Origin of the sequence: Bacillus sp. FSL K6-1218 (genome assembly GCF_038006445.1) — a bacterium.
Taxonomy (GTDB): Bacteria; Bacillota; Bacilli; order Bacillales; family Bacillaceae_G; genus Bacillus_A; species Bacillus_A thuringiensis_S.
Genome location: NZ_JBBOVE010000001.1, coordinates 5,197,811 through 5,217,933, shown reverse-complemented (window position 1 = coordinate 5,217,933; position 20,123 = coordinate 5,197,811). Strand labels below are relative to the sequence as shown.

Below are 20,123 nucleotides of genomic sequence, written 5' to 3'. Positions count from 1 at the left end.
TTAGAGGGCGAAGAAGAGGTGTACCCAGTAGAATAAGAGGAATAGTGTGACGACTGTTGTGAGCGGGATAACGATAAGGGATACACTTAAATAGTCTTTCCATTTTACTTTAATTTTGTTTTGTTTCAGAATATACATCCAAATGAGTGAAGCTAGCGTACCAATTGGTAGTAATAGTGAACCGATGTCACTACCAATGATGTTTGCGAGATAGATTGTTTTTAATGTGACTGGATCTAGTCCCATTTCTGTTAATGTGATTGTACCAATCATAAGGGCAGGATGGTTATTGAAGACGTTAGAGAGGATGGATACAAGTCCGCCCATCGCAAAGCTAGCATAGAGTAGATGCTGATTCACAACTGGCTCGAGCCATTGTACAAGTGCAGCTGTTAATCCTGCGTTGTGGAGTCCGTAAATAATGACGTACATAGAGAAGGCGAAAATTAAAATGTGCCACGGTGTCTTTTTCAAAATGTCGACAGGATTTGTTCGTAAGTAGTACCATCTCCAAATGAGAAGAATGAGTGAACCAAGTACCGCAACGATTTCAATTGGGATGGATAAGAAGGATGCAACGAATAGAAGACAGCGCATAAGGAAGACAAAACCTAATACTTTTAACATGAATCTTGTCCGTTTTTGTTTCGTATCAACAGAATTATTTCCTTTTAGTGGATGGAAGTTTTTCGTGAAGAAAATTTCTTCAATATCATATGAAGAAACAGGTAATTTTTTCGGAAGTTTTTTCTTCAAAACTGTATACATGAGCCATGACATAAATAATAAGCCTAATGTTGCAGGTACAAACATCATAGCAGTATGCATATAAAGAGTCATATTAACGATATTTAATGCAATTAAGTTTACAATATTACTTACACCAATTGGTGCACTAGACGCAGTAGCGATTAAAGCACCACTTAATAAATAAGGAATTTGTTGATGTGGTTTTAATTGAAGGTTTTTTAGAAGGAGAATTAAAATGGGAGTTGTAATTAAAATACTACCGTCATTATTAAATAAAAGAGTCATAAGAAAACATAATAATTGAATATACCAGTATAGACGGCGTCCAGAACCTTTCGCTAGATTTGCCAGTTTCGCTGCGGACCAATGGAAGAAGCCGAAGCTTTCTAATATAACTGCCATAACTATGGTCGCTAATATTGTTATGGAGGCCCCTCCTATTTTACTAACAATATCTATGACGTCTGGTTTTGATACGATTCCTGTAATGAGGATAATACCAGCGCCGACCGCTGCTGGCCACGCCTCATTTAAACCTCGAGGCCGCCAAAAGATAACAATCATTGTTAAGAAGAATACAATAATAGTAATCCATATTTCAATGCTCATATTTTGCCTACCTTTCTATTTTCCCTTAAACAGATGTAGCTTGTCTCAAGTTTATATTGGTAGTATATTCAGCAAAAAATAAGAAGAACTAGACGTATAACGAGATGAAGCGAATATGTGTTTTTCAAGCTAAAGGACAAGTGTCACTAGTAGTGAAATAACTATTGTGATAGGAGTCTATAAATTGATTGGGCAGTAAGGTAGGAAATGAGATTTATATCGGCGATTTTTAAAATATATCGACTTAACAACAAAACATAACAAGAGGAGTCTATCCCAAAATGCCCTTTGGAACAGACTCCAAGGCTATATTATTTTTCCTTCAAAAAAGTGCGATCCTTCAAGAATAAATTCCAGAAGAAAATAAATCCAGGTAGTAAAATTGCGATTCCAATTGCGTATAGAATGAGCAGTGCATAGAACGTTTCTTTCGTTGTAAAGCTTGTAAATACAGTTACGTCAGGATAAATAATATACGGTAAATGCGCGACCCCGTAAGCATAGCTTGCAAATGCATATTGAGCGACGACAGCTAAAACAGCAATGCGAGGGAATCCTAGTGTGCTATACTTCTTGTTTGTCCACCAAAGGGACGAGTACCCGATAACGAATAAAACGATAGAAACGGTAAACCATGGGAATTGCTTTATTAATCCTTGCATAAGCCAGTGCGTTTCTGGATCCATTACAACGAGAGCGATAATCGCCGTAACAAGTGTTGCAGGGCCAAGTATGATGGCATTCCTTCTATAAAGTTTGTATGCATCTTCTGAACCTTGCTCTCTCGCAAAATCAGCAAGAAAGAGAGAGGAGAGAAATAGTTCAGACGTTAGTCCAAATAGCATATAACAATAGATAACGGGGCTAGAAAGAAGTTTTCCATACAGGAGTACTTCTTTTCCTTCAGACATTGTAATATAGGCTCCCTCTGTAACGGGTAAAACGGTAATTAATAGTGCTGGAATTAAGAGACCAGTAATACCTGAAATAACCCGAAGAAGGTACTGATATTTTGGCAAGGAGTAAGCAAATACCATAAATGTACTACGTACTGCAACGAGTACTAAAATTAACATAACTGGTACGAACATAACGGTTGCAAGGGTAAAGGCAGCTTTCGGGAAGAAGCCGAGAAATGCGACAACTACGAAAACGAGAAACGTATTTGTTACTTCCCACGTTGGTGATAAGTACCGATTGGCAAGTTTGGCAGCGAGCGTTGGATGTTTTGCGTATACCATGCCCCAAAAACCAGCTCCAAAATCGATGGACCCTAATATACTGTATACGAAAATAAGGGCCCATAAGATGATGATTGCAATACTTTCCTCATGCACGAGAATCGCCTCCTTGGTGTTGTAAATCATTCTTTAATGGATGTCTTCTAAAGAATGTCCGTAGAACAATGACTGTTAAAATAGCGAGTCCAATATATAAAATGATAAATAAAACAAATAAAGGACCGACGAAATCAGCGCGAGTAGAAGCATCGACTGTACGTTGCATACCATAAATTGTCCATGGCTGACGACCGCTACAACTGAAAATCCATCCGAATTCAATACCGAGCATCATAATTGGTCCGCATGCGGCAGCCCCCCAAAGTAGCCACTTCGGCAGTTCCGTTCCTTTTTTTCGGTAAACGAAGTACCAATATAAGAGAGCAATTGCTGCAACTGCAAAGGTAAACGCAGCAGTGCCGACCATTAAGTTGAACAGTGTATGTGTATAAAATGGTGGCCATGTTTCTTGTGGGAATTCATTTAGACCTTTTACGACAGTGCTAGGGTCTAGTCCCACTAATAAGCTAAGCATGTTTGGAATTTCAAGTGCATAGTTTAGTTCAAGTGTATTAGGATCCACAACCCCGCCAATGGATAGCGGTGCGTGTGATGTTGTTTCAAATAAAGCTTCAGCAGATGCAAGTTTTTCAGGTGAGTGTTTATGTAGGGCGATTGCCGATTCGTGCCCTGAAAGCCACATCGTAGCGCCTGTAATAAATGTCACGACAAGCCCTAATAGTAGCCCCTTTTTATGATAAGCTACTTCACGTTCACTTAAATTCTTCTTTAATAACTTAAATCCAGCAATAGAAGCAATGACAGCCGCACCAGTTGCATAAGCCGTAATAACGACATGGAATGCACTTGTGCCAAAACTCGGATTAAAGAAAGCTTTCCACGGATCAACGTTAAAAACAGATCCATCTGGATTCATTGAAAAGCCTGCTGGTGTATTCATCCATGTATTTGCTGATGTAATAAGTACGGCGGATGCCGTGGCACCAAGCATGACGAAAAATAGCGAAATCAATCTCATAAATGGAGGAAGTTTATCGGCTGCATATACGTAAATCGACATGAATAAAGCCTCCAAAAAGAAGGCGAAAATCTCAATTTGGAAGGGAACGGAAATAACTTGCCCAACAATTTTGGCGAAACCAGGCCAAAGAAGTGAGATTTGCACACCAACTATTGTTCCAGTTGGAATTGCTACACCGAGAAGAATAGCAAACGCCTTTGTCCATCTTTTCGCCATAATGGCATAGTCGGAGTCTTTCTTCCAGTGATAGAGTATTTCGCTTATAAAAATCATTAATGAAAGTCCAACGCCAAGTGTTGCAAAGATAATGTGGAATGCTAATGAAGAACCAAAAAATGCTCTTGCTAATGTTACCGTATCCATATGTAAACTCCTCTTCTTTTTTGCCATTATTTTCTGATTGAATTGGAAGATTTATTCAAAAAAACTACCAAAAATATATATGTATTTAAAAAGTGAATATGATAATATAATGTTGTAATATTTTGAATAGAAAGAAATAAATAGTTGCTCATGTTTTGTTTGTTTTTTGCACAGGAATCTTTTATAATCTTTTATGCGAACATAAGTTCTGTTTTTCAAAAAAAGAAGTTTATGTGAAATGGAGAGGGTGTTTTATGTATCCTGAAGTCATTAAAAAGATGGCATTTTCAAAAGAGCATAGAGATTTATTATTGAAGCTATATAATAAAGAGATTACACGTCGTGAATATGATCGACTTGTACAATCGCTATATAAACCTTCTAAAGAGGTTTGTGGGGGATAGAAATGGGGGAGACAATCTAATAGATTGTCTTTTTTAAATTTATGTATGTTCTGATAAAATTAAGGTTAGCCTTACTAGGGAGGTGAAAAGATTGCGGAAACGTTTATATATAGGGATTGGAGTTATCTTCTTAATCGCTTTAGGTGGAATTGTATTTTGGTCAGCTTTACAAGGAAACCGTACAGAGAATTTTATTTTAAGACATATGGTGAATGAAAATGGAACGCTTGCCACGTATCGTTTAGTAGATACTAAGGCAGGTACGGGTGAAGCAAAGGGACGTGAAGCTTTATCAGAATCGGCAGGATTATGGTTACAATATACACTTGATAAAGATGACCAGGCGTTATTTGATGAGCAAGTAAAGGTTATTCAAGATAATTTCGTATATAAGAATCACATCGTTTTATGGAAACTCTCTGAAAAGGGAGCGAGGCAGTCAGCTACAAATGCACTTATAGATGATCTTCGTATTATAGAACAATTATATCGTGCTTATGAAATGTATAAGGAAGAGCGTTATAAAAACCTTGCCGATCAATTAAGTGATGCTATACTTCGTTATAATAAAAAAGATAATTATTATGTTGATTATTATGATACAGATGCAGGGAAACAAAATAATTTTGTAACAACATCATACGTAAATCCGCGTGCATTCTCCTATATGAAGAAGTACGGCAAAGTTTCTGCTCAGCAATATCAGGAAGTCGTTCAATTTTTAGCGGATTATCCAAGGCATGGCTGGGCATTCCCGAAAGAGTATAAAGAAGATGGTACATTTACGTACGATAAAGAAGTGAATCTTATTGACCAATCATACGTTGCATATCATCGAAGTTTAGGTGGTCTTTCATCAGCTGCTTATTTGGAATTTATAAAGAAGAAATTCCAGGAGGATGGAAAGCTATACGGTCGTTACAATTTGGAAACGGGAAAACAAACTGTGAATTATGAATCGCCAGCCGCTTACGGACTAACGATTTTGTACGTACTACAAACTGGTGATACAAAGTTTGCGAAGGCATTGTATGATCATATGTCCACATTCCGAAATGACAACGTATTTAGTAGATATTACGGTGGATATGTAACAGGTGAAAATAATAATACGCATATTTTTGATAATGTACTACCACTTTTAGCTGAAATGGAATTAAAAAAGAGTGAACAATAAAAGGTGCCACCATATGAGGGTGGCACCTTTTATTTGTTGATATAATTTTACGTTCTAATGTTGGAGAAGTAATCAATCACGAATTCACGGAATTGCTGAGCTGTTTTTGATAAGTATCGTTTTTTTGACCAACTTAATCCGATGGTTCGCTTACAAGCGGGTTCAATAATACGCAACTTGTTTGCTGCTAAAGTAGAGTTTTTTAATAAAGTTAAACTTGGAACAAAAGCGATGCCGAGACCTTGCTTAATGAGGTCGCTAATCACGGTCGGTTCATCTACTTCAAAAGCAATATGCGGAGTGAAACCAGCTTCTTTACAAAATTCATCCGTTAAGTGCCGAAATCCATAGCCAGTATTCATACTAATAAACGGTTCGTCTTTTACTTCATACAGGTGGATACTTTCGCGGTTTGATAACCGATGGCCTGAAGGAACGACTAAGAAAATTTCTTCTGTAATAAGTGGTTCCCAAACAATTTCTTCTCCTTCAACTGGTACAGAGGAAAGACAAAAGTCAATTTCCATATTTTCCAGTTGTCGTTTCATAGAAGGAGTAGACGCAAGAAATTGCTGGAATCGAACATTAGGATGTTCTAGTAAAAAAGAACCTAGTAGTTCTGGTAATATTCTTGGAATAGAAACGGCCATTGTAATAGAGCCTTGTTGTAATTCGGCTAAATCTTTAATTTCTCGTTCCCCTTCACTTAATTCATGAAAAATACGTTCTACTCGTTTTAAAAATACTTTTCCGAAAGAATTTAAAGTAATCTGTCGGCCTTGGCGATCAAATAAAGGGACGCCTAAATCCTTTTCGAGTCTAGCTATTGTTTTGCTGAGTGAAGGTTGTGCGATATGCAATTCTTCAGCTGCCTTTGTCATATGTTCTAGTCGTGCGACTGTCTGAAAGTATTTTAACTGGAGCAGTTCCATTTCGAATCCCCTTTCTATAGACCAAAAGGAATGAATTGATAATTAAAGATGTATTATACAGTATGGAAAGTGACGTGTATAGTAAATCTGTTAAACCATTCGAAGGGTGTTAAATTAGAAGAGGAGTATGTTTCATGAAGGGAATTAAACTTATATTTAAAGATTGGAAAGCGATGTGGCACCATAAACATGGACGTATCGCTTTAATTTTTTTATTAATCGTTCCGTTAATTTATTCAGGATTCTTTTTAGCTGGATATTGGGATCCGTACGGAAAATTAGATAAATTACCTGTTGCGGTTGTGAATTTAGATAAGGGTGCTGCGATGGATGAAAAAACAATTCATGCAGGAGACGATTTTGTTAAAAATTTAAAAGAGAATAAGGAATTGGCTTTTCATTTCGTATCAGAAAAAAATGCTGATGAAGGGTTAAAAGAAGATAAATATTATATGGTTGTTACGATTCCGGAAGATTTCTCTAAAAAGGTAAGTACACTTATGAATGAGAAACCAGAGCCGGCACAATTGCAGTACAAAGTAAATCCAGGTAAAAACTTTGTAGCGGCTCAAATTGGAACGACAGCTGTTGAAAATATGAAAACAAAAATCTCGAATAGTATTACGAAATCATATACAGAAGGTGTTTTTTCAAAGTTTCAAGATTTGGCACAAGGGTTGAGTGATGCAAGTAACGGTGCTGGGAAGTTACATGAAGGAACGACCGATGCAAAAAATGGAGCAAGTCAGCTTGCAGATGGTATTCATGGTTTAAGTGACGGGACATCGAAATTGAAAGAAGGAAGTGACAAGCTTGCGTCTAGCCAATCTGCCTTAACGGGGGGAGCAAATGAGCTGAGTCAAGGAGCGACATCACTTCATAGTGGTATGGAGTTATTAGCACAAGGTGAAAAAACGTTACAATCAGGAGTTAGTGAATTAAGTGCTGGTACAAATGAATGGGTGAGCGGAAGTGAGAAGCTTGCTGAAGGCCAAGTAAAAGCGGATGGTGCGGCTAATAGTATGAAACAACAATTAGAAGAGTACGTGAAAAATCATCCAGAAGTGCAGCAAGATCCCGCTTTTCAAAAAATTGTTGCTACGTCTAATGGACTAGCTAAAGCAACAAGTACTTTAAATAATAGCCAACAACAATTGACACAAGGTGCGAAGAAGCTTACTGAGGGTCAACATAAGATTGAAGAAGGCATGAATACATTCGGAGTTAAGTTAAATGAAGCTACTTCTGGAACGAAAAAGATAGCAGATGGTGCATCGAATTTAGCTGATGGATTTACGAAGTGGGGAAATGGATTTACATCATTGCAAGAAGGTGTAAATCAGCTTGCGAGTGGTGGAACGGAGCTGAATAACGGTGCTAGTAAATTAACAAATGGACTTGTTAAACTTGATGATGGTGCGAAAGAACTTTCTACGAAATTAGGAGAGGGCGCAGAGAAGATAGCGGATGTTCGTAATGATGATGCACGCAATACGATGTTCTCAGAGCCAGTTCAGTTAGTGAAGTCAACAGTTTCTGACGTTCCTAACTACGGTTCAGGCATTGCACCATATTTCTTATCACTTGCATTTTATGTTGGCGGAATTATGGCATCGAATATTTTACCTCTTGGCCGCAGACAAAATATGAAGGTAAGCGGAACGGTACATTTTATTAATAAACTAGGATTGGTATATTTAATTGGACTCATTCAAGCGCTACTCGTAGATGTAGTTGTGCTAGGAGTTATGAGATTAGAAGTTGCAAGTGTGCCACTTTTTGTTTTATCAAGTATTGTTATTTCCTTTACGTTCATGACATTTATTCTTATGTTAGTCACAGTATTTGGTCTTGTTGGAAAGTTCTTAGCGGTAACGCTTCTTGTCCTGCAATTAGCGACGAGCGGAGGTACTTTCCCAGGAGAATTAAACATAGCTGTTCTTAGCAAAATTGGACAGTTTCTCCCAATGTCTCATTCTCTTAGAGGATTACAAGATGTTATTTCTTTAGGGGATTGGTCGCAATTACAAATGCAAATTTTAATATTGTTATGTTATCTCGTTGTTGCCGGTGGAATTGCTTGGATCACGAGCCATATACAGCATAGAGAAACGAATGCAGAACAAGTTTCTTAAAATGAAAGAAGCTATCCGATTTTTTCGGATAGCTTCTTTTTTATTTACGTTCCATTACTGCAAAGTAATTATTTTCATTATCAGCAAAGTTGAATGCTCTACCAGTAGGTAAATCTACAACCTGTCCAACTGTGACATTTTTCTCAGAAAGATCTTTATACAGTTGATCTAAGTTATTAGAGAAGAACATAAGTGAAGGTGTATTTAAGTTTAATTCAGGTTGCATCTTCGCAATTAACGCTTTATCGTGAAGGACGATGCTTGTGCCTCCTTCTTTCGTTGGTGCAATTTCAATCCAGCGAAAGCCTTGTCCGTTATTTTCTTCCGCAATAATTTGGAATCCTACTGTCTCAGTCCAAAATTGTACTGCTTCATCTTGATTATTTACATATAACATAATTTGTCCAATTTGATTAATCATAGGTGTGTCCTACTTTCTTTTCTTGTATGGAATTCTATTATATCAAAGATATGGTTTGAATACTTTTTTGTGATTTTTCCGAAGTACAATCTTAGCCCATTTCATATTTGTCGTAGGGGAAGGCCCTGTAATCCATGTATGAAATGGTAGTGTACTGCAAATGACCATTGCTGAAATCGAGATTGTGGCCGTTATTGTAAATAATAATAAGCTATACAATATTGTGTTTTCTTGCAGCGTGAATAAGGAAAGAAGTTTTGTGCATAGTTGCAAGAAGAATAAATGAGCTAAATAAGCACCATACGTGTAATTTCCAATGAAACGTAACGTTTTATATAAGAAACCACGACGCTGTACTATCATAATAGATAACACATACAGTATGATAATTTCGCATACGATATATAAAAACATAGATGGTTTTAAATAGGTAGAAACAGTTAAATGAATAGAGTTTGCTCCGTAAAAACTAAACAACTCATAATTGATGAATAAAAATAAGATGAAAAATAATATTGTTATAAGCGGGATATGTTTCATGACGAATAGACGCCAAGTTTTTAGTGCTACAGCGGCAATGCCGCCCATAACGAAATAGAATGAGTAGAATAGAAATGATCGATCTGTATAATGTAAAATTGTTGAACTTGTTAATTTTTCTCCATTAAAAATATAGTGAGAAGAGAACCACATTAATAGAAAATATAGGCAAGCGAAAAAGGTCATATATTTATATATGTCTTTTTTATTTTCTGTTCGTTTTTGAAACCAATAAAAAAGTGTGCATAGTAAAGGGAACAATAAGTGAATTTGGAACATCATAATAACGTACCAAAGATGGGGCGCGGCTGTTCCAAGTAATAAACTTTTTATTCCACTTTGTAATGTAATAAGATCATTTGTTGTTAATAAGTAAAGAATAGACCAAAAGAAATAAGGAATGAGTAAATGTGCGGCTTTTTCATAAATATATTCTGTGTAGGCTAGTTGCTTTGTATATTGCCGAATTAAGTGAAAACCAACGATAAATATGAATGCAGGTGCTGAAAATTTTGCAAGGTTGAATAGCATGCCCATAATGAGGGATTGCTCAAGTAAGACATTTCCTTGATTCATTGTATATAATAAGGAACTTTGCAAAACAACAGCAAGGAATGCAATGCTTTGCAAAATTTTAAATTCTGGTGCGCTTTGAGTCATTATGTCCATCTCCTTTTCCATACATGATTATAGTACGGAGAATGGATAATGGATGTGGAATATTTGTGAAGATTGTAACAAATTTGTGGCGAGAGGGAATAAGTGTTATCGAATAATCAATAAATAACGATAGAAAGAGGATGCTCGTTTAGAGCATCCTCTTTCTATCTATTAAGCAAATTTGTTTTTGATCCAATTCTTACCTTCTACAAGGCGAGCTGTCATTACGGCACAAGCGTTATCTCCTGTTACGTTTAACATCGTTGCAGGTGGATCAATGATTGTACTAATTGCTGCGATAATTGGCAATGCTTCTGGCGGGAAGCCGTATAGAGAAACGATTAACATTTCACCAATCATACCTCCGCCTGGAATAGCACCCATTACTGTTCCTACTAATAGAGAAACAACAAGCGCGATTGCTAATGTTTTTGGTCCTTCGAATTCCATGTTGAAAATACCGAATAAGAAAGCAATTTTTAATACGCCACCTAAAACAGAGCCGTCTTTATGAAGAGTAGATCCGAGAAGGACAACTGTTTCACGAACGTCTGAAGAAATACCCATTTTCTTCGTTGCTTCTAAGTTCGCTGGAATACTTGCGGCACTACTACAAGTTGCAAGTGATGTAACTGTAGGAGAGACCATGTTCTTCCAAAATAATTGTACACCTTGCTTGCGACCCGCAAGGTATGCATAGAATGTGAAGAATACAAAGAAGTAAATTAGAGACGCTGGATAGTATACCATTGCTGCTCGGAAATAAGTTCCAAGAAGTTGTGGTCCGAATTCACCAACTAATGCCGCGAAGTAAGCAGCAAGTCCGATTGGAGCGTAGTACATAATGAAAGATACAACTTTCATTGAAATTTCTGCACCAGCTTGTAAGAATGTAGCGAATGGTTTTCCTTTTTCACCAACTGCTGAAGTTGCAACCCCCATTAAAATAGAGAAGAAAATAAGAGCTAACATATTTTCACGAGATAGTAACTTCGAGAAATCAGATACTGTTATAATACCGACAATTTGATCCGCAACACTAACAGCTTTTTCAGCTTTATCGGGCTGCGTTAGTTCTAATACAACACCTTGTGCTGGCGGGAATACTTTCACGACAATAATCATAAAAATAGCAGCTAAAATACTTGTAAATAAGAAAGTTCCAGCCATACTAGACATAATTTTACCGAAACGTTTTAATCCATCCATATTAGCAATAGATGACGCGATGCTAAAGAACACTAAAGGTACAACAATCGTAAACATTAAGTTTAAGAAAATGTCACCAAGCGGCTTTAAAGCAACGGCATCGGCACCCATGAAATAACCAATGAAACCACCAATTAGGATAGAAGATAATAAAATAAGCGGAAAGCGATATGCCTTCATAAATATATCCTCCTATCAATTAAAAAAATCATACTGAATTATTATAGCGAGTTAGAGTCCTCTTTACTAGGAGAATAATGATAGATGGAATAGCGTGAAAACCGAGAAATTTTTGTTTTTAAGCTCGGCATACAGCAGGAAATCTAGACATATATATTTGTAACCTAGTGGTGGCAAAGGATGCGCCGTAACTTAGGTTTGGAAAAAGGGGGAGGGGAAAAGGGATGAATATTTTACTTTGCTGTGCAGCGGGAATGTCTTCCAGTTTGATTGTTACAAAAATGGAGAAAGCAGCAGAGGCAAGAGGGATAGAGGTAAAGATTTGGGCAGTATCAGGTTCTGAAGTAAATAGTCACATAGATGAAGCTGATGTACTTTTACTTGGACCACAAGTACGTTATTTATTACCGAAAATGAAAGAGTTATGTAAGGAGAAGGGAGTACCTGTTGATGTCATTCAATCGGTCCATTACGGGCTTTGTAATGGAGAAGCTATCTTACAAGCAGCTTTGTCAATGAAACCATGAGGAGAGTGGGATAGATGATACGGTTTTTAGAGAAATATGTAATGCCAGTAGCGGGAAAGGTTGCAGAGCAGAGGCATTTGCTAGCAATTCGTGATGGACTTGTATTGACGATGCCTTTCTTAATTATAGGATCATTTTTCCTCATCATTAGCGCTTTACCAATACCAGGTTATAATGATTTTATGGCAGGTTTGTTTGGGGAGAATTGGCAGAGGGCTTTGGGGTATCCAGTTAGTGCAACTTTTAATATAATGGCTTTAATAGCTGTTTTTGGAATCGCTTACAGGCTTGGAGAATATTATAAAGTGGATGCTTTAGCATCCGGGGCATTGTCGCTTGTGACGTTTTTACTTGCGACGCCATTTCAAGTTGCATATATTATACCAAGCACAAAAGAGAGTGTACTTGTAGAAGGTGCTATCCCAGCTGCATTAATGGGAAGCCAAGGGTTATTTGTAGCAATGATTATTGCACTTATATCTACTGAACTTTATCGGTTTATTGTACAAAAAAAGATAATTATAAAGATGCCAGAGACAGTTCCGCCAGCTGTGACACGTTCATTTGCCGCGCTTGTTCCAGGATTTATTGTTGTAACGGTTATTTGGATTTTACGCTTAATTATAGAAAATACTTCTTTTGGCAGTATCCATAATATTGTGGGGCAAATTTTACAGGAACCACTTAGTGTACTTGGTGCTAGTCTTTGGGGCGCAATAATAGCTGTTATTCTCGTTCATGTTCTTTGGTCATGTGGAATTCATGGAGCTACTATTGTTGGTGGTGTAATGAGTCCGGTTTGGTTGTCGTTAATGGATCAAAACCGAGTTGCTTACCAAGCAGGGCAAGATATACCAAATACGATTACTGCACAGTTTTTTGATTTATGGGTTTATATGGGCGGATCTGGTGCAACGCTTGCTCTAGTTGTCGGAATGTTACTATTTGCACGAAGTCAACAATTAAAAAGTTTAGGGAGATTGTCAATTGCACCTGGTATATTTAATATTAATGAGATGGTAACTTTTGGTATGCCGATTGTAATGAATCCACTGTTACTAATTCCATTTATATTAGTTCCAGTTGTGTTAACAATTGTTTCTTACTTTGCAATGGAATGGGGATGGGTCGCACGTCCGAGTGGGGCCGCTGTACCTTGGACGACACCTATTCTTTTTAGTGGATATTTAGGATCGGGCGGGAAAATTTCAGGTGTTATTTTGCAACTTGTTAACTTTGCGCTAGCATTCTTCATTTATTTACCGTTCTTAAAAATATGGGATAAACAAAAACTGGCGGAAGAAAAGGGGGAGTAAAGAACTAAAATGGATACGATAGAGACGAAAGCTTTTCATTTAATCTTGCATGGGGGAAACGCGAGAAGTTGTTCAATGGAAGCAATTGATTGTGCGAAGCGTGGGGAGTTTACAGAAGCTGAAGCTAAATTACAAGAAGCACTAGAGGAATTAAAAGAGGCGCACCGTGTACAAACGGAGCTTATCCAGAAAGAAGCTGGTGGTGAAAAGACCGAAGTTACTCTTTTAATGGTACACGCACAAGACCATTTAATGAATGCAATTACGGTGAAAGAATTAGCGAGTGAGTTTGTAGAGTTATATAGGAAGATGTCGGTGGATGAATGAACCTTGCTTATGCAAGGTTTTTTTATCTCGAATTAACGGGCAGTAAAACTCCCACTAATTAAAGTTGCACTTTATGTATGTGCCTGTACCATCAGTGGAATGTTCACCCCACTGATGGTATTTACAATCCTCCTTTTTCTGGATGAGTAAGAGTGAAAATTAATCGGTAGTAACAATCTCCCCTATACCACGGATTAGCTTTTTTATATGCATCTCATTCGGTTTTAATATACTTACGATATAATCAACCGCTATTTGCGGTTCAATGGTCGTACCACACGTATAACAGTCAATGGCTGCAAAGTTTTTTTCTGGATAAGTGTGAATAGAAAGGTGGCTTTCAGATAGTAAAACTAAAACAGTAACGCCATGCGGATCGAATTCTTTTGTACTTACGTTTAAAACATGGGCACCAGAGTAATCTGCAGCTGTAACTAGATGATATTCTAAAAAGTGCATATCATCTAGTAGGGAAAAATCCACTCCCCATAAGTCTACTATCATATGTTTGCCAAAAGTAGAATATTTCATAGGGCAGCACTCCTTACTATAATATCGTCAAAACTTCATTTCCTGTTTGTAGCATTGATGTAGGATAAGGTTCGATTCTGAATTTAAAAGAGCGAGGTTACGTTGTTCTAGATGTTCTTCTTTAAATTGAAATAAAGGAAAAAGAAGAGCAGGCAATGTTCGAGGGGTTGGTACTACATATAATTGTTCAATTTGATTGAGTACATGTGCGGAGTTAGCAGCAATATGAAATCCCCAGTCAGTTCCGAAAGAAGGAACGATTGTATGATAGCTTTTTACAGTTAATCCAGCGTGTTCAATTGTATTACCGATACTCCAATATACGCGAGGTGCATCAGCAGGTGAGTTAGATTGACAGACGAAAGCACCATCTTCTGTTAAGAATGTAGCTATACGAGCAAATAGTTCGCTTGTATATAAAGTACTTAATAATTCTGTCGCTGGGTCTGGAAAATCAATAATGATTACATCGTATAAAGATGAAGGTGAATTTAGAAATTCCTTTGCATCGCATACGTGCACGTTCACGCGATTATCAAAAAAAGCGTTTTTGTTTAAAGATACTATTTCTGGAACATTACGTGCCATATTAATCATTGCCTCGTCTAAATCAACAAGGTCTACATGTAGCACAGTTTCATATTTCAAAACTTCTCGTAAGGCAAGACCATCGCCACCACCTAATATGAGAACACATTTTGGATCGATTACTTTTGACATAATTGGATGTACAAGTGCTTCATGATAAATTTGCTCATCAACGGAACTAAATTGTAGTTGCTTGTCCAAGTATAAGCGAACATCATTTACTTGGACTAAATTAATATTTTGATAATTACTCTTTTCTTCAAATAACTTCGTATGTTCACCAGCTTGTATTTCCTTTAGAGAAATTTCATCCCACACATCTAAGCTGTGTGAATCCGTAGGTACTATAATTACATTTTCCGATTGTACTTGCTTATCCTGTTTGTCCTGTTTATTTTCTATTTCCTGCTCTTCTAGTTCAAAATTGTCAGAGTCTAATTCAGAACGTCTATCTTTCTTACAGCATGTTATTTTATAAATCGTCATTTTGTTCTTTTTTCTATGTTTTGGCATAGGACTCTCCTTTCAAATTCTGTTATTTTATTCTATTTTATGTAATCTAGTAGAGTTTGCTTGGACAAAAGATAGAAGAGTGTGTTCAAGAGTATGTTGTTTTTTTACTAGATTTCTACGATAAAAAAATTTTTTAGTGTTTTTTCATATGAAACATAACTAGACAACTAAACACTAATCTATTTTCATACAGTTATGTGTTAAAAGCTTGTTGTTTTATAACACACTGTGTGTTTTTTGAGTAACACACTAATTGAAAGCGTTAACACACAAAGAAAATGCTCGAAAAAGCACTGATTTTAGTGCTTTTAAAAAGTTGGCACGCTAATTGCATTAATAAATAGTGTAAAGAAAAATAAATAAACATAAATTTTTTATACTACACAAGGGGGATTTTCAAATGAATATTTTATTATGTTGCTCAGCAGGGATGTCTACAAGTTTACTAGTTACAAAAATGGAAGCGGCTGCAAAAGCTCGCGGTCTAGAAGGAAAGATTTGGGCTGTATCTGGGGATGCAGTAAAAAACAATATCGACCAAGCAGATGTGTTATTACTAGGACCACAGGTTCGTTACATGCTCTCTTCAATGAAAACGCTTGCTGACGAGAAAAATGTTGGAATCGACGTTATCAATCCAATGCACTACGGCATGATGAATGGAGAAGCAGTTTTAGATCACGCATTAACACTTAAAAAATAATTAGGGGGGAAGTAAAATGCAAAAGTTTATTGCATTTATGGAGAAGTACATGGTTCCGATTGCTGGTAAAATCGGATCGCAACGTCACTTAGCTGCGATCCGAGATGGATTTATTGCAGTTATGCCACTTATTTTAGTTGGTTCGATGGCAGTACTAGTTAATGGTTTACCAATTCCAGCATTCCAAAATTTTATGAAAGATTTATTCGGTGAAACTTGGACACAAATTGGTGCTGGTATGTGGACAGGGTCCTTCGGGGTATTAGCTCTGATGGTGGCGGTTACCATAAGTTATAACTTAGCAAAATCTTACGGTGTTGATGGATTGTCAGCAGGTATTATTTCGTTTGGTGCATTAATTATTCTTACACCAACAACACCAAAAGAAGCTGGAATAAATATGCTTTGGACAGGCGCACAGGGTTTGTTCGTTTCACTTATTGTCTCCATACTCGTAACGGAGATATTCCGCTTCTTTGTTCAAAGAAACATTACAATTAAAATGCCTGACGGTGTACCACCAGCAGTAATGAAATCTTTCGCTGCTTTAGTTCCAGCATTTGTGATTTTAACAGGTATTGCAAGTATTCAATTAGCAGTAAAACTAGCAGGTACAAGTGTTCATGAGTATATCTTTAATACATTACAAGTTCCATTACAAGGTTTAGCGGGTACGTTACCAAGTGCAATCTTTATTGCGTTATTAGTACATGTACTTTGGTTCTTCGGTTTACATGGTCCAAATATTGTTGGTGGTATTATTGAGCCACTTTATTTACCAGCATTAGAGAAAAATATTAAGTTATTCCAAGATGGTACATCTGCATTTGATGTTCCAAACATTATTACAAAACCATTCTTTGATACTTTCGTATATCTTGGTGGTTCTGGTGCAACATTAGCGTTTTTAGTAGTTGTATTAATTGTAGCGAAAAGTGCACAATTACGCGGTGTATCTCGTCTATCAATTGGACCTGGTGCATTTAACATTAACGAACCAGTAATCTTTGGTACACCAATCGTATTAAATCCAATTTTATTCATCCCGTTCGTATTAACACCTGTTGTGTTAGTTATTACATCTTATACAGCAATTTACTTAGGATGGGTACCAAAAACAGTAGCGATGGTTCCATGGAACGTTCCACCAATTATTAGTGGGTATCTTGTAACAGGTTTACATCCTTCTGGTGCGATTTTACAATTATTCAACTTTGTTGTTGCAATGGCGATTTACTTCCCATTCGTTGTCGCATGCGATCGTTCAGTTATCCGTACTGAGAAAGCAGCACAAGGAAATAACAACTCTGTACCTATGTAACATAATAATTGTTCTCACAGATAACATGATCTGTGAGAACAATTACCTTTATATCATGTTCAAAAAGATGATACTCATCTACAAGAACACCAAACTATCATTCATAAAATAATAATTTAATAGACATGTTCAAACTGAAGGGGTATTTTAATCGGTTGAACCTTATAGAGAGGGCGGTAATTATGATGACTACAGCAGAACAAATTCCATTCCAATTAATTTTAAATAGTGGTAATGCACGAAGCTTTGCGATGGAGGCACTTCAATTTGCCAAACAGGGGAAAATGGCAGAGGCTGATGAAGCGATGGTGAAGGCGAAAGAAGCGATTAATGAAGCGCATCATTTCCAAACAGAGCTCATACAATCAGAAGCAAGAGGAGAAAAAACAGAGGTTAGTGTCCTTTTAATTCACGCACAAGATCATTTAATGAATGCGATTACAGTAAAAGAATTGGCGGCAGAATTTATTGACCTTTATAAAAAATTAGAAGCGAAAGGGGAATAAAGCATGACTGGAATTAAAATTGCTACAATCGGCGGTGGATCTAGTTATACACCAGAGTTAATTGAAGGATTTATTAAACGTTATGATGAGCTTCCTGTTCGTGAAATTTGGTTAGTAGATATTGAGGCAGGAAAAGAAAAGTTGGAAATCGTTGGTAACTTAGCGAAACGTATGGTGAAAAAATCAGGTTTACCAATTGAGATACATTTAACACTTGATCGCCGTGAGGCATTAAAAGATGCTGACTTCGTAACAACACAACTTCGCGTTGGTTTATTAGAAGCACGTGCAAAAGATGAAGCAATCCCGTTAAAATATGATGTAATCGGTCAAGAAACGAATGGTCCTGGTGGTTTATTCAAAGCATTGAGAACGATTCCTGTTATTTTAGATATTTGCAAGGATATGGAGGAACTTTGTCCGAATGCATGGTTAATTAACTTTGCAAACCCAGCTGGTATGGTAACAGAAGCTGTCCTTCGTTATACAAATATCCAAAGAGTAGTTGGTCTATGTAACGTTCCAATCGGAATCCGTATGGGTCTTGCGAGATTACTTGAAGTAGATGCAAGTCGTGTACACGTTGACTTCGCAGGTTTAAACCATATGGTATACGGACTAGACGTATATTTAGATGGCGTAAGTGTAATGGACCGTGTGTTAGAGCTTGTGACAGATCCAGAAAAGCAAATTACGATGGAAAATATCGCAGCGCTTAACTGGGAACCAGACTTTATTCGCGGACTTCGTGCAATTCCATGTCCATACCATCGTTACTACTACAAAACACGTGAAATGTTAGAAGAAGAAAAAGAGGCTTCTGTTGAAAAAGGTACACGTGCAGAAGTAGTAAAACAATTAGAAAATGATTTATTTGAGTTATATAAAGACCCGAACTTAGATATTAAGCCACCACAATTAGAAAAACGTGGCGGAGCTTATTATAGTGATGCAGCATGTAGCTTAATTACGTCTATTTACAATAATAAAGGTGATATCCAGCCTGTTAATACACGAAACAACGGAACAATTGCAAGCTTACCACATGATTCTGCTGTTGAAGTGAACTGTATTATTACGAAAGAAGGTCCAAAACCAATTGCAGTGGGAGATCTTCCAGTACCAGTTCGCGGTTTAGTACAACAAATTAAATCATTCGAGCGCACAACAATTGAAGCTGCTGTTACAGGGGATTATCATAAGGCGCTGCTTGCTATGACAATCAATCCACTTGTACCATCAGATAAAGTTGCAAAACAAATTTTAGATGAAATGTTGGAAGCACATAAAGAGTATCTTCCACAGTTCTTTAAAAAGGTAGAGAAGTAAAAGCGGCGCTATTTAGCCCGCTTTTTTTATTCTATTAGGAGGTATTAGGATGATTAAGTTAATTGTAAATGCAGATGATTTCGGTCTTACAGAAGGTACAAATTACGGCATTATTGATGGGCATATAAATGGACTTGTAAATTCAACGACGATGATGATGAATATGCCAGGAACAGAGCATGCGGTACGCTTAGCGAAAGAATACAACCTACTCGGAGTAGGCGTACATCTCGTATTAACAGCAGGGGAACCACTGTTAAAGGATGTGCCGTCACTCGTAGGGGCAAACGGGTCGTTTCATAAACAAAGTGTTGTAAGGGAAGGGAATATAAATCCAGAAGAAGTTGAGAGAGAATGGACTGCTCAAATTGAGAAGTTTTTATCTTACGGATTAACACCAACTCATTTAGATAGTCATCATCATGTGCATGGTTTACCGATTTTACATGATGTTCTTGAGAGATTAGCGGCTAAATATAATGTTCCGATTCGTCGTTGTGAGGAAGATAGAGCGGTGCATCCATTTTCTGATGTGTTTTACAGTGACTTTTATGCGGATGGTGTGACGGAAGATTACTTTGTGAAGTTAAAAGAAAGAGTACAAGGTGAACAAACGGTAGAAATTATGGTTCATCCAGCTTATATTGATCCAGAGCTTGTGAAGCGTTCTTCTTACGTAATGGATCGTGTGAAGGAATTGCGTATTTTAACAGAGAGTGAGTTGCCAGAAGGAATAGAACTTGTGAAATTTTAATAGAAA

General features: G+C 37.0%; 20 protein-coding genes. 11 read left to right on the top strand and 9 right to left on the bottom strand.

From position 1 onward, the window contains the following. The 3 genes from MHI26_RS26865 to cydA all read right to left on the bottom strand — a co-directional run bounded on the left by MHI26_RS26865 (window position 1) and on the right by cydA (window position 4,044). Window positions 1–1,359: an arsenic transporter gene (locus tag MHI26_RS26865; protein WP_000021147.1), complete on the bottom strand. Its 1,359-nt coding sequence runs from the start codon at window positions 1,357–1,359 to the stop codon at window positions 1–3. A 311-nt stretch (window positions 1,360–1,670) separates the two neighbouring features. Next, complete coding sequence (locus MHI26_RS26860; RefSeq protein WP_000544184.1) at window positions 1,671–2,696, bottom strand: cytochrome d ubiquinol oxidase subunit II; 1,026 nt, start codon at window positions 2,694–2,696, stop codon at window positions 1,671–1,673. Next, window positions 2,689–4,044 (bottom strand): cytochrome ubiquinol oxidase subunit I, encoded by a 1,356-nt coding sequence (cydA, locus tag MHI26_RS26855; RefSeq protein WP_000381972.1) that lies wholly within the window; start codon window positions 4,042–4,044, stop codon window positions 2,689–2,691. Before cydA ends, MHI26_RS26860 begins: the two co-directional genes overlap by 8 nt. Before the next feature lie 254 nt (window positions 4,045–4,298). Here cydA and MHI26_RS26850 point away from each other — a divergent pair, with 254 nt between their 5' ends. Both MHI26_RS26850 and MHI26_RS26845 read left to right on the top strand, forming a co-directional pair. Continuing rightward, window positions 4,299–4,448, top strand: coding sequence for a hypothetical protein (locus MHI26_RS26850; RefSeq protein ID WP_000283180.1), 150 nt, complete (start codon window positions 4,299–4,301; stop codon window positions 4,446–4,448). Between the two features lie 91 nt (window positions 4,449–4,539). Beyond that, window positions 4,540–5,625, top strand: coding sequence for a hypothetical protein (locus MHI26_RS26845; protein ID WP_061667801.1), 1,086 nt, complete (start codon window positions 4,540–4,542; stop codon window positions 5,623–5,625). A 47-nt stretch (window positions 5,626–5,672) separates the two neighbouring features. Here MHI26_RS26845 and MHI26_RS26840 read toward each other — a convergent pair whose 3' ends face one another. Beyond that, on the bottom strand, window positions 5,673–6,557 hold the full coding sequence (locus MHI26_RS26840; RefSeq protein ID WP_061667800.1) for a LysR family transcriptional regulator: 885 nt from the start codon (window positions 6,555–6,557) through the stop codon (window positions 5,673–5,675). 134 nt (window positions 6,558–6,691) lie between these two features. Between MHI26_RS26840 and MHI26_RS26835 the strand changes: the two genes are divergently transcribed. Beyond that, a complete protein-coding gene (locus MHI26_RS26835; RefSeq protein ID WP_061667799.1) occupies window positions 6,692–8,692 on the top strand; it encodes a YhgE/Pip domain-containing protein in 2,001 nt (666 codons plus the stop codon). 40 nt (window positions 8,693–8,732) lie between these two features. Here the strand turns inward: MHI26_RS26835 and MHI26_RS26830 are convergent, their stop codons facing one another. The 3 genes from MHI26_RS26830 to MHI26_RS26820 all read right to left on the bottom strand — a co-directional run bounded on the left by MHI26_RS26830 (window position 8,733) and on the right by MHI26_RS26820 (window position 11,702). Further along, complete coding sequence (locus MHI26_RS26830; RefSeq protein ID WP_046960095.1) at window positions 8,733–9,113, bottom strand: VOC family protein; 381 nt, start codon at window positions 9,111–9,113, stop codon at window positions 8,733–8,735. Between the two features lie 42 nt (window positions 9,114–9,155). Then, window positions 9,156–10,313, bottom strand: a complete 1,158-nt coding sequence (locus MHI26_RS26825) for an acyltransferase (RefSeq protein ID WP_061667798.1) — start codon at window positions 10,311–10,313, stop codon at window positions 9,156–9,158. A gap of 171 nt (window positions 10,314–10,484) precedes the next feature. Continuing rightward, on the bottom strand, window positions 10,485–11,702 hold the full coding sequence (locus tag MHI26_RS26820; RefSeq protein ID WP_061667797.1) for a dicarboxylate/amino acid:cation symporter: 1,218 nt from the start codon (window positions 11,700–11,702) through the stop codon (window positions 10,485–10,487). A gap of 224 nt (window positions 11,703–11,926) precedes the next feature. Here MHI26_RS26820 and MHI26_RS26815 point away from each other — a divergent pair, with 224 nt between their 5' ends. Genes MHI26_RS26815 through MHI26_RS26805 form a run of 3 tightly spaced genes read left to right on the top strand, consistent with a single transcriptional unit; the run spans window position 11,927 to window position 13,872 of the window. Next, window positions 11,927–12,229, top strand: a complete 303-nt coding sequence (locus MHI26_RS26815; RefSeq protein ID WP_001023539.1) for a PTS sugar transporter subunit IIB — start codon at window positions 11,927–11,929, stop codon at window positions 12,227–12,229. Window positions 12,230–12,243: 14 nt separating this feature from the next. Then, window positions 12,244–13,545 carry a PTS cellobiose transporter subunit IIC gene (celB, locus tag MHI26_RS26810; protein WP_061667796.1) on the top strand — a complete coding sequence of 434 codons (1,302 nt, stop codon included), beginning with the start codon at window positions 12,244–12,246 and terminating at the stop codon, window positions 13,543–13,545. 9 nt (window positions 13,546–13,554) lie between these two features. Then, complete coding sequence (locus MHI26_RS26805) at window positions 13,555–13,872, top strand: PTS lactose/cellobiose transporter subunit IIA (RefSeq protein WP_000379645.1); 318 nt, start codon at window positions 13,555–13,557, stop codon at window positions 13,870–13,872. A 159-nt stretch (window positions 13,873–14,031) separates the two neighbouring features. Here MHI26_RS26805 and speD read toward each other — a convergent pair whose 3' ends face one another. Together speD and MHI26_RS26795 are read right to left on the bottom strand one after the other, a co-directional pair. Further along, a complete protein-coding gene (gene speD / locus MHI26_RS26800) occupies window positions 14,032–14,403 on the bottom strand; it encodes an adenosylmethionine decarboxylase (RefSeq protein ID WP_061667795.1) in 372 nt (123 codons plus the stop codon). Window positions 14,404–14,430: 27 nt separating this feature from the next. Further along, window positions 14,431–15,504: a polyamine aminopropyltransferase gene (locus MHI26_RS26795; RefSeq protein WP_061667794.1), complete on the bottom strand. Its 1,074-nt coding sequence runs from the start codon at window positions 15,502–15,504 to the stop codon at window positions 14,431–14,433. Window positions 15,505–15,904: 400 nt separating this feature from the next. Between MHI26_RS26795 and MHI26_RS26790 the strand changes: the two genes are divergently transcribed. The 5 genes from MHI26_RS26790 to chbG all read left to right on the top strand — a co-directional run bounded on the left by MHI26_RS26790 (window position 15,905) and on the right by chbG (window position 20,117). Further along, window positions 15,905–16,207 carry a PTS sugar transporter subunit IIB gene (locus MHI26_RS26790; RefSeq protein ID WP_001023563.1) on the top strand — a complete coding sequence of 101 codons (303 nt, stop codon included), beginning with the start codon at window positions 15,905–15,907 and terminating at the stop codon, window positions 16,205–16,207. Between the two features lie 16 nt (window positions 16,208–16,223). Next, window positions 16,224–17,528: a PTS cellobiose transporter subunit IIC gene (gene celB, locus MHI26_RS26785; protein ID WP_001168858.1), complete on the top strand. Its 1,305-nt coding sequence runs from the start codon at window positions 16,224–16,226 to the stop codon at window positions 17,526–17,528. A gap of 182 nt (window positions 17,529–17,710) precedes the next feature. Beyond that, window positions 17,711–18,034, top strand: coding sequence for a PTS lactose/cellobiose transporter subunit IIA (locus MHI26_RS26780; RefSeq protein ID WP_000989055.1), 324 nt, complete (start codon window positions 17,711–17,713; stop codon window positions 18,032–18,034). Between the two features lie 3 nt (window positions 18,035–18,037). Continuing rightward, on the top strand, window positions 18,038–19,363 hold the full coding sequence (celF, locus tag MHI26_RS26775; RefSeq protein WP_000145741.1) for a 6-phospho-beta-glucosidase: 1,326 nt from the start codon (window positions 18,038–18,040) through the stop codon (window positions 19,361–19,363). A 49-nt stretch (window positions 19,364–19,412) separates the two neighbouring features. Next, window positions 19,413–20,117: a chitin disaccharide deacetylase gene (gene chbG, locus MHI26_RS26770; RefSeq protein WP_000593495.1), complete on the top strand. Its 705-nt coding sequence runs from the start codon at window positions 19,413–19,415 to the stop codon at window positions 20,115–20,117. The last annotated feature ends 6 nt before the right edge of the window (window positions 20,118–20,123 follow it).

Coding starts and splice junctions, on each gene's coding strand:
- MHI26_RS26835 (WP_061667799.1), top strand. CDS start 6,692: ATGAAGGGAATTAAACTTATATTTAAAGATTGGAAAGCGATGTGGCAC.
- MHI26_RS26805 (WP_000379645.1), top strand. CDS start 13,555: ATGGATACGATAGAGACGAAAGCTTTTCATTTAATCTTGCATGGGGGA.
- MHI26_RS26825 (WP_061667798.1), bottom strand. CDS start 10,313: ATGACTCAAAGCGCACCAGAATTTAAAATTTTGCAAAGCATTGCATTC.
- MHI26_RS26830 (WP_046960095.1), bottom strand. CDS start 9,113: ATGATTAATCAAATTGGACAAATTATGTTATATGTAAATAATCAAGAT.
- MHI26_RS26780 (WP_000989055.1), top strand. CDS start 17,711: ATGATGACTACAGCAGAACAAATTCCATTCCAATTAATTTTAAATAGT.
- chbG (WP_000593495.1), top strand. CDS start 19,413: ATGATTAAGTTAATTGTAAATGCAGATGATTTCGGTCTTACAGAAGGT.
- cydA (WP_000381972.1), bottom strand. CDS start 4,044: ATGGATACGGTAACATTAGCAAGAGCATTTTTTGGTTCTTCATTAGCA.
- MHI26_RS26840 (WP_061667800.1), bottom strand. CDS start 6,557: ATGGAACTGCTCCAGTTAAAATACTTTCAGACAGTCGCACGACTAGAA.
- celF (WP_000145741.1), top strand. CDS start 18,038: ATGACTGGAATTAAAATTGCTACAATCGGCGGTGGATCTAGTTATACA.
- celB (WP_001168858.1), top strand. CDS start 16,224: ATGCAAAAGTTTATTGCATTTATGGAGAAGTACATGGTTCCGATTGCT.
- speD (WP_061667795.1), bottom strand. CDS start 14,403: ATGAAATATTCTACTTTTGGCAAACATATGATAGTAGACTTATGGGGA.
- MHI26_RS26795 (WP_061667794.1), bottom strand. CDS start 15,504: ATGCCAAAACATAGAAAAAAGAACAAAATGACGATTTATAAAATAACA.
- MHI26_RS26820 (WP_061667797.1), bottom strand. CDS start 11,702: ATGAAGGCATATCGCTTTCCGCTTATTTTATTATCTTCTATCCTAATT.
- celB (WP_061667796.1), top strand. CDS start 12,244: ATGATACGGTTTTTAGAGAAATATGTAATGCCAGTAGCGGGAAAGGTT.
- MHI26_RS26815 (WP_001023539.1), top strand. CDS start 11,927: ATGAATATTTTACTTTGCTGTGCAGCGGGAATGTCTTCCAGTTTGATT.
- MHI26_RS26790 (WP_001023563.1), top strand. CDS start 15,905: ATGAATATTTTATTATGTTGCTCAGCAGGGATGTCTACAAGTTTACTA.
- MHI26_RS26850 (WP_000283180.1), top strand. CDS start 4,299: ATGTATCCTGAAGTCATTAAAAAGATGGCATTTTCAAAAGAGCATAGA.
- MHI26_RS26865 (WP_000021147.1), bottom strand. CDS start 1,359: ATGAGCATTGAAATATGGATTACTATTATTGTATTCTTCTTAACAATG.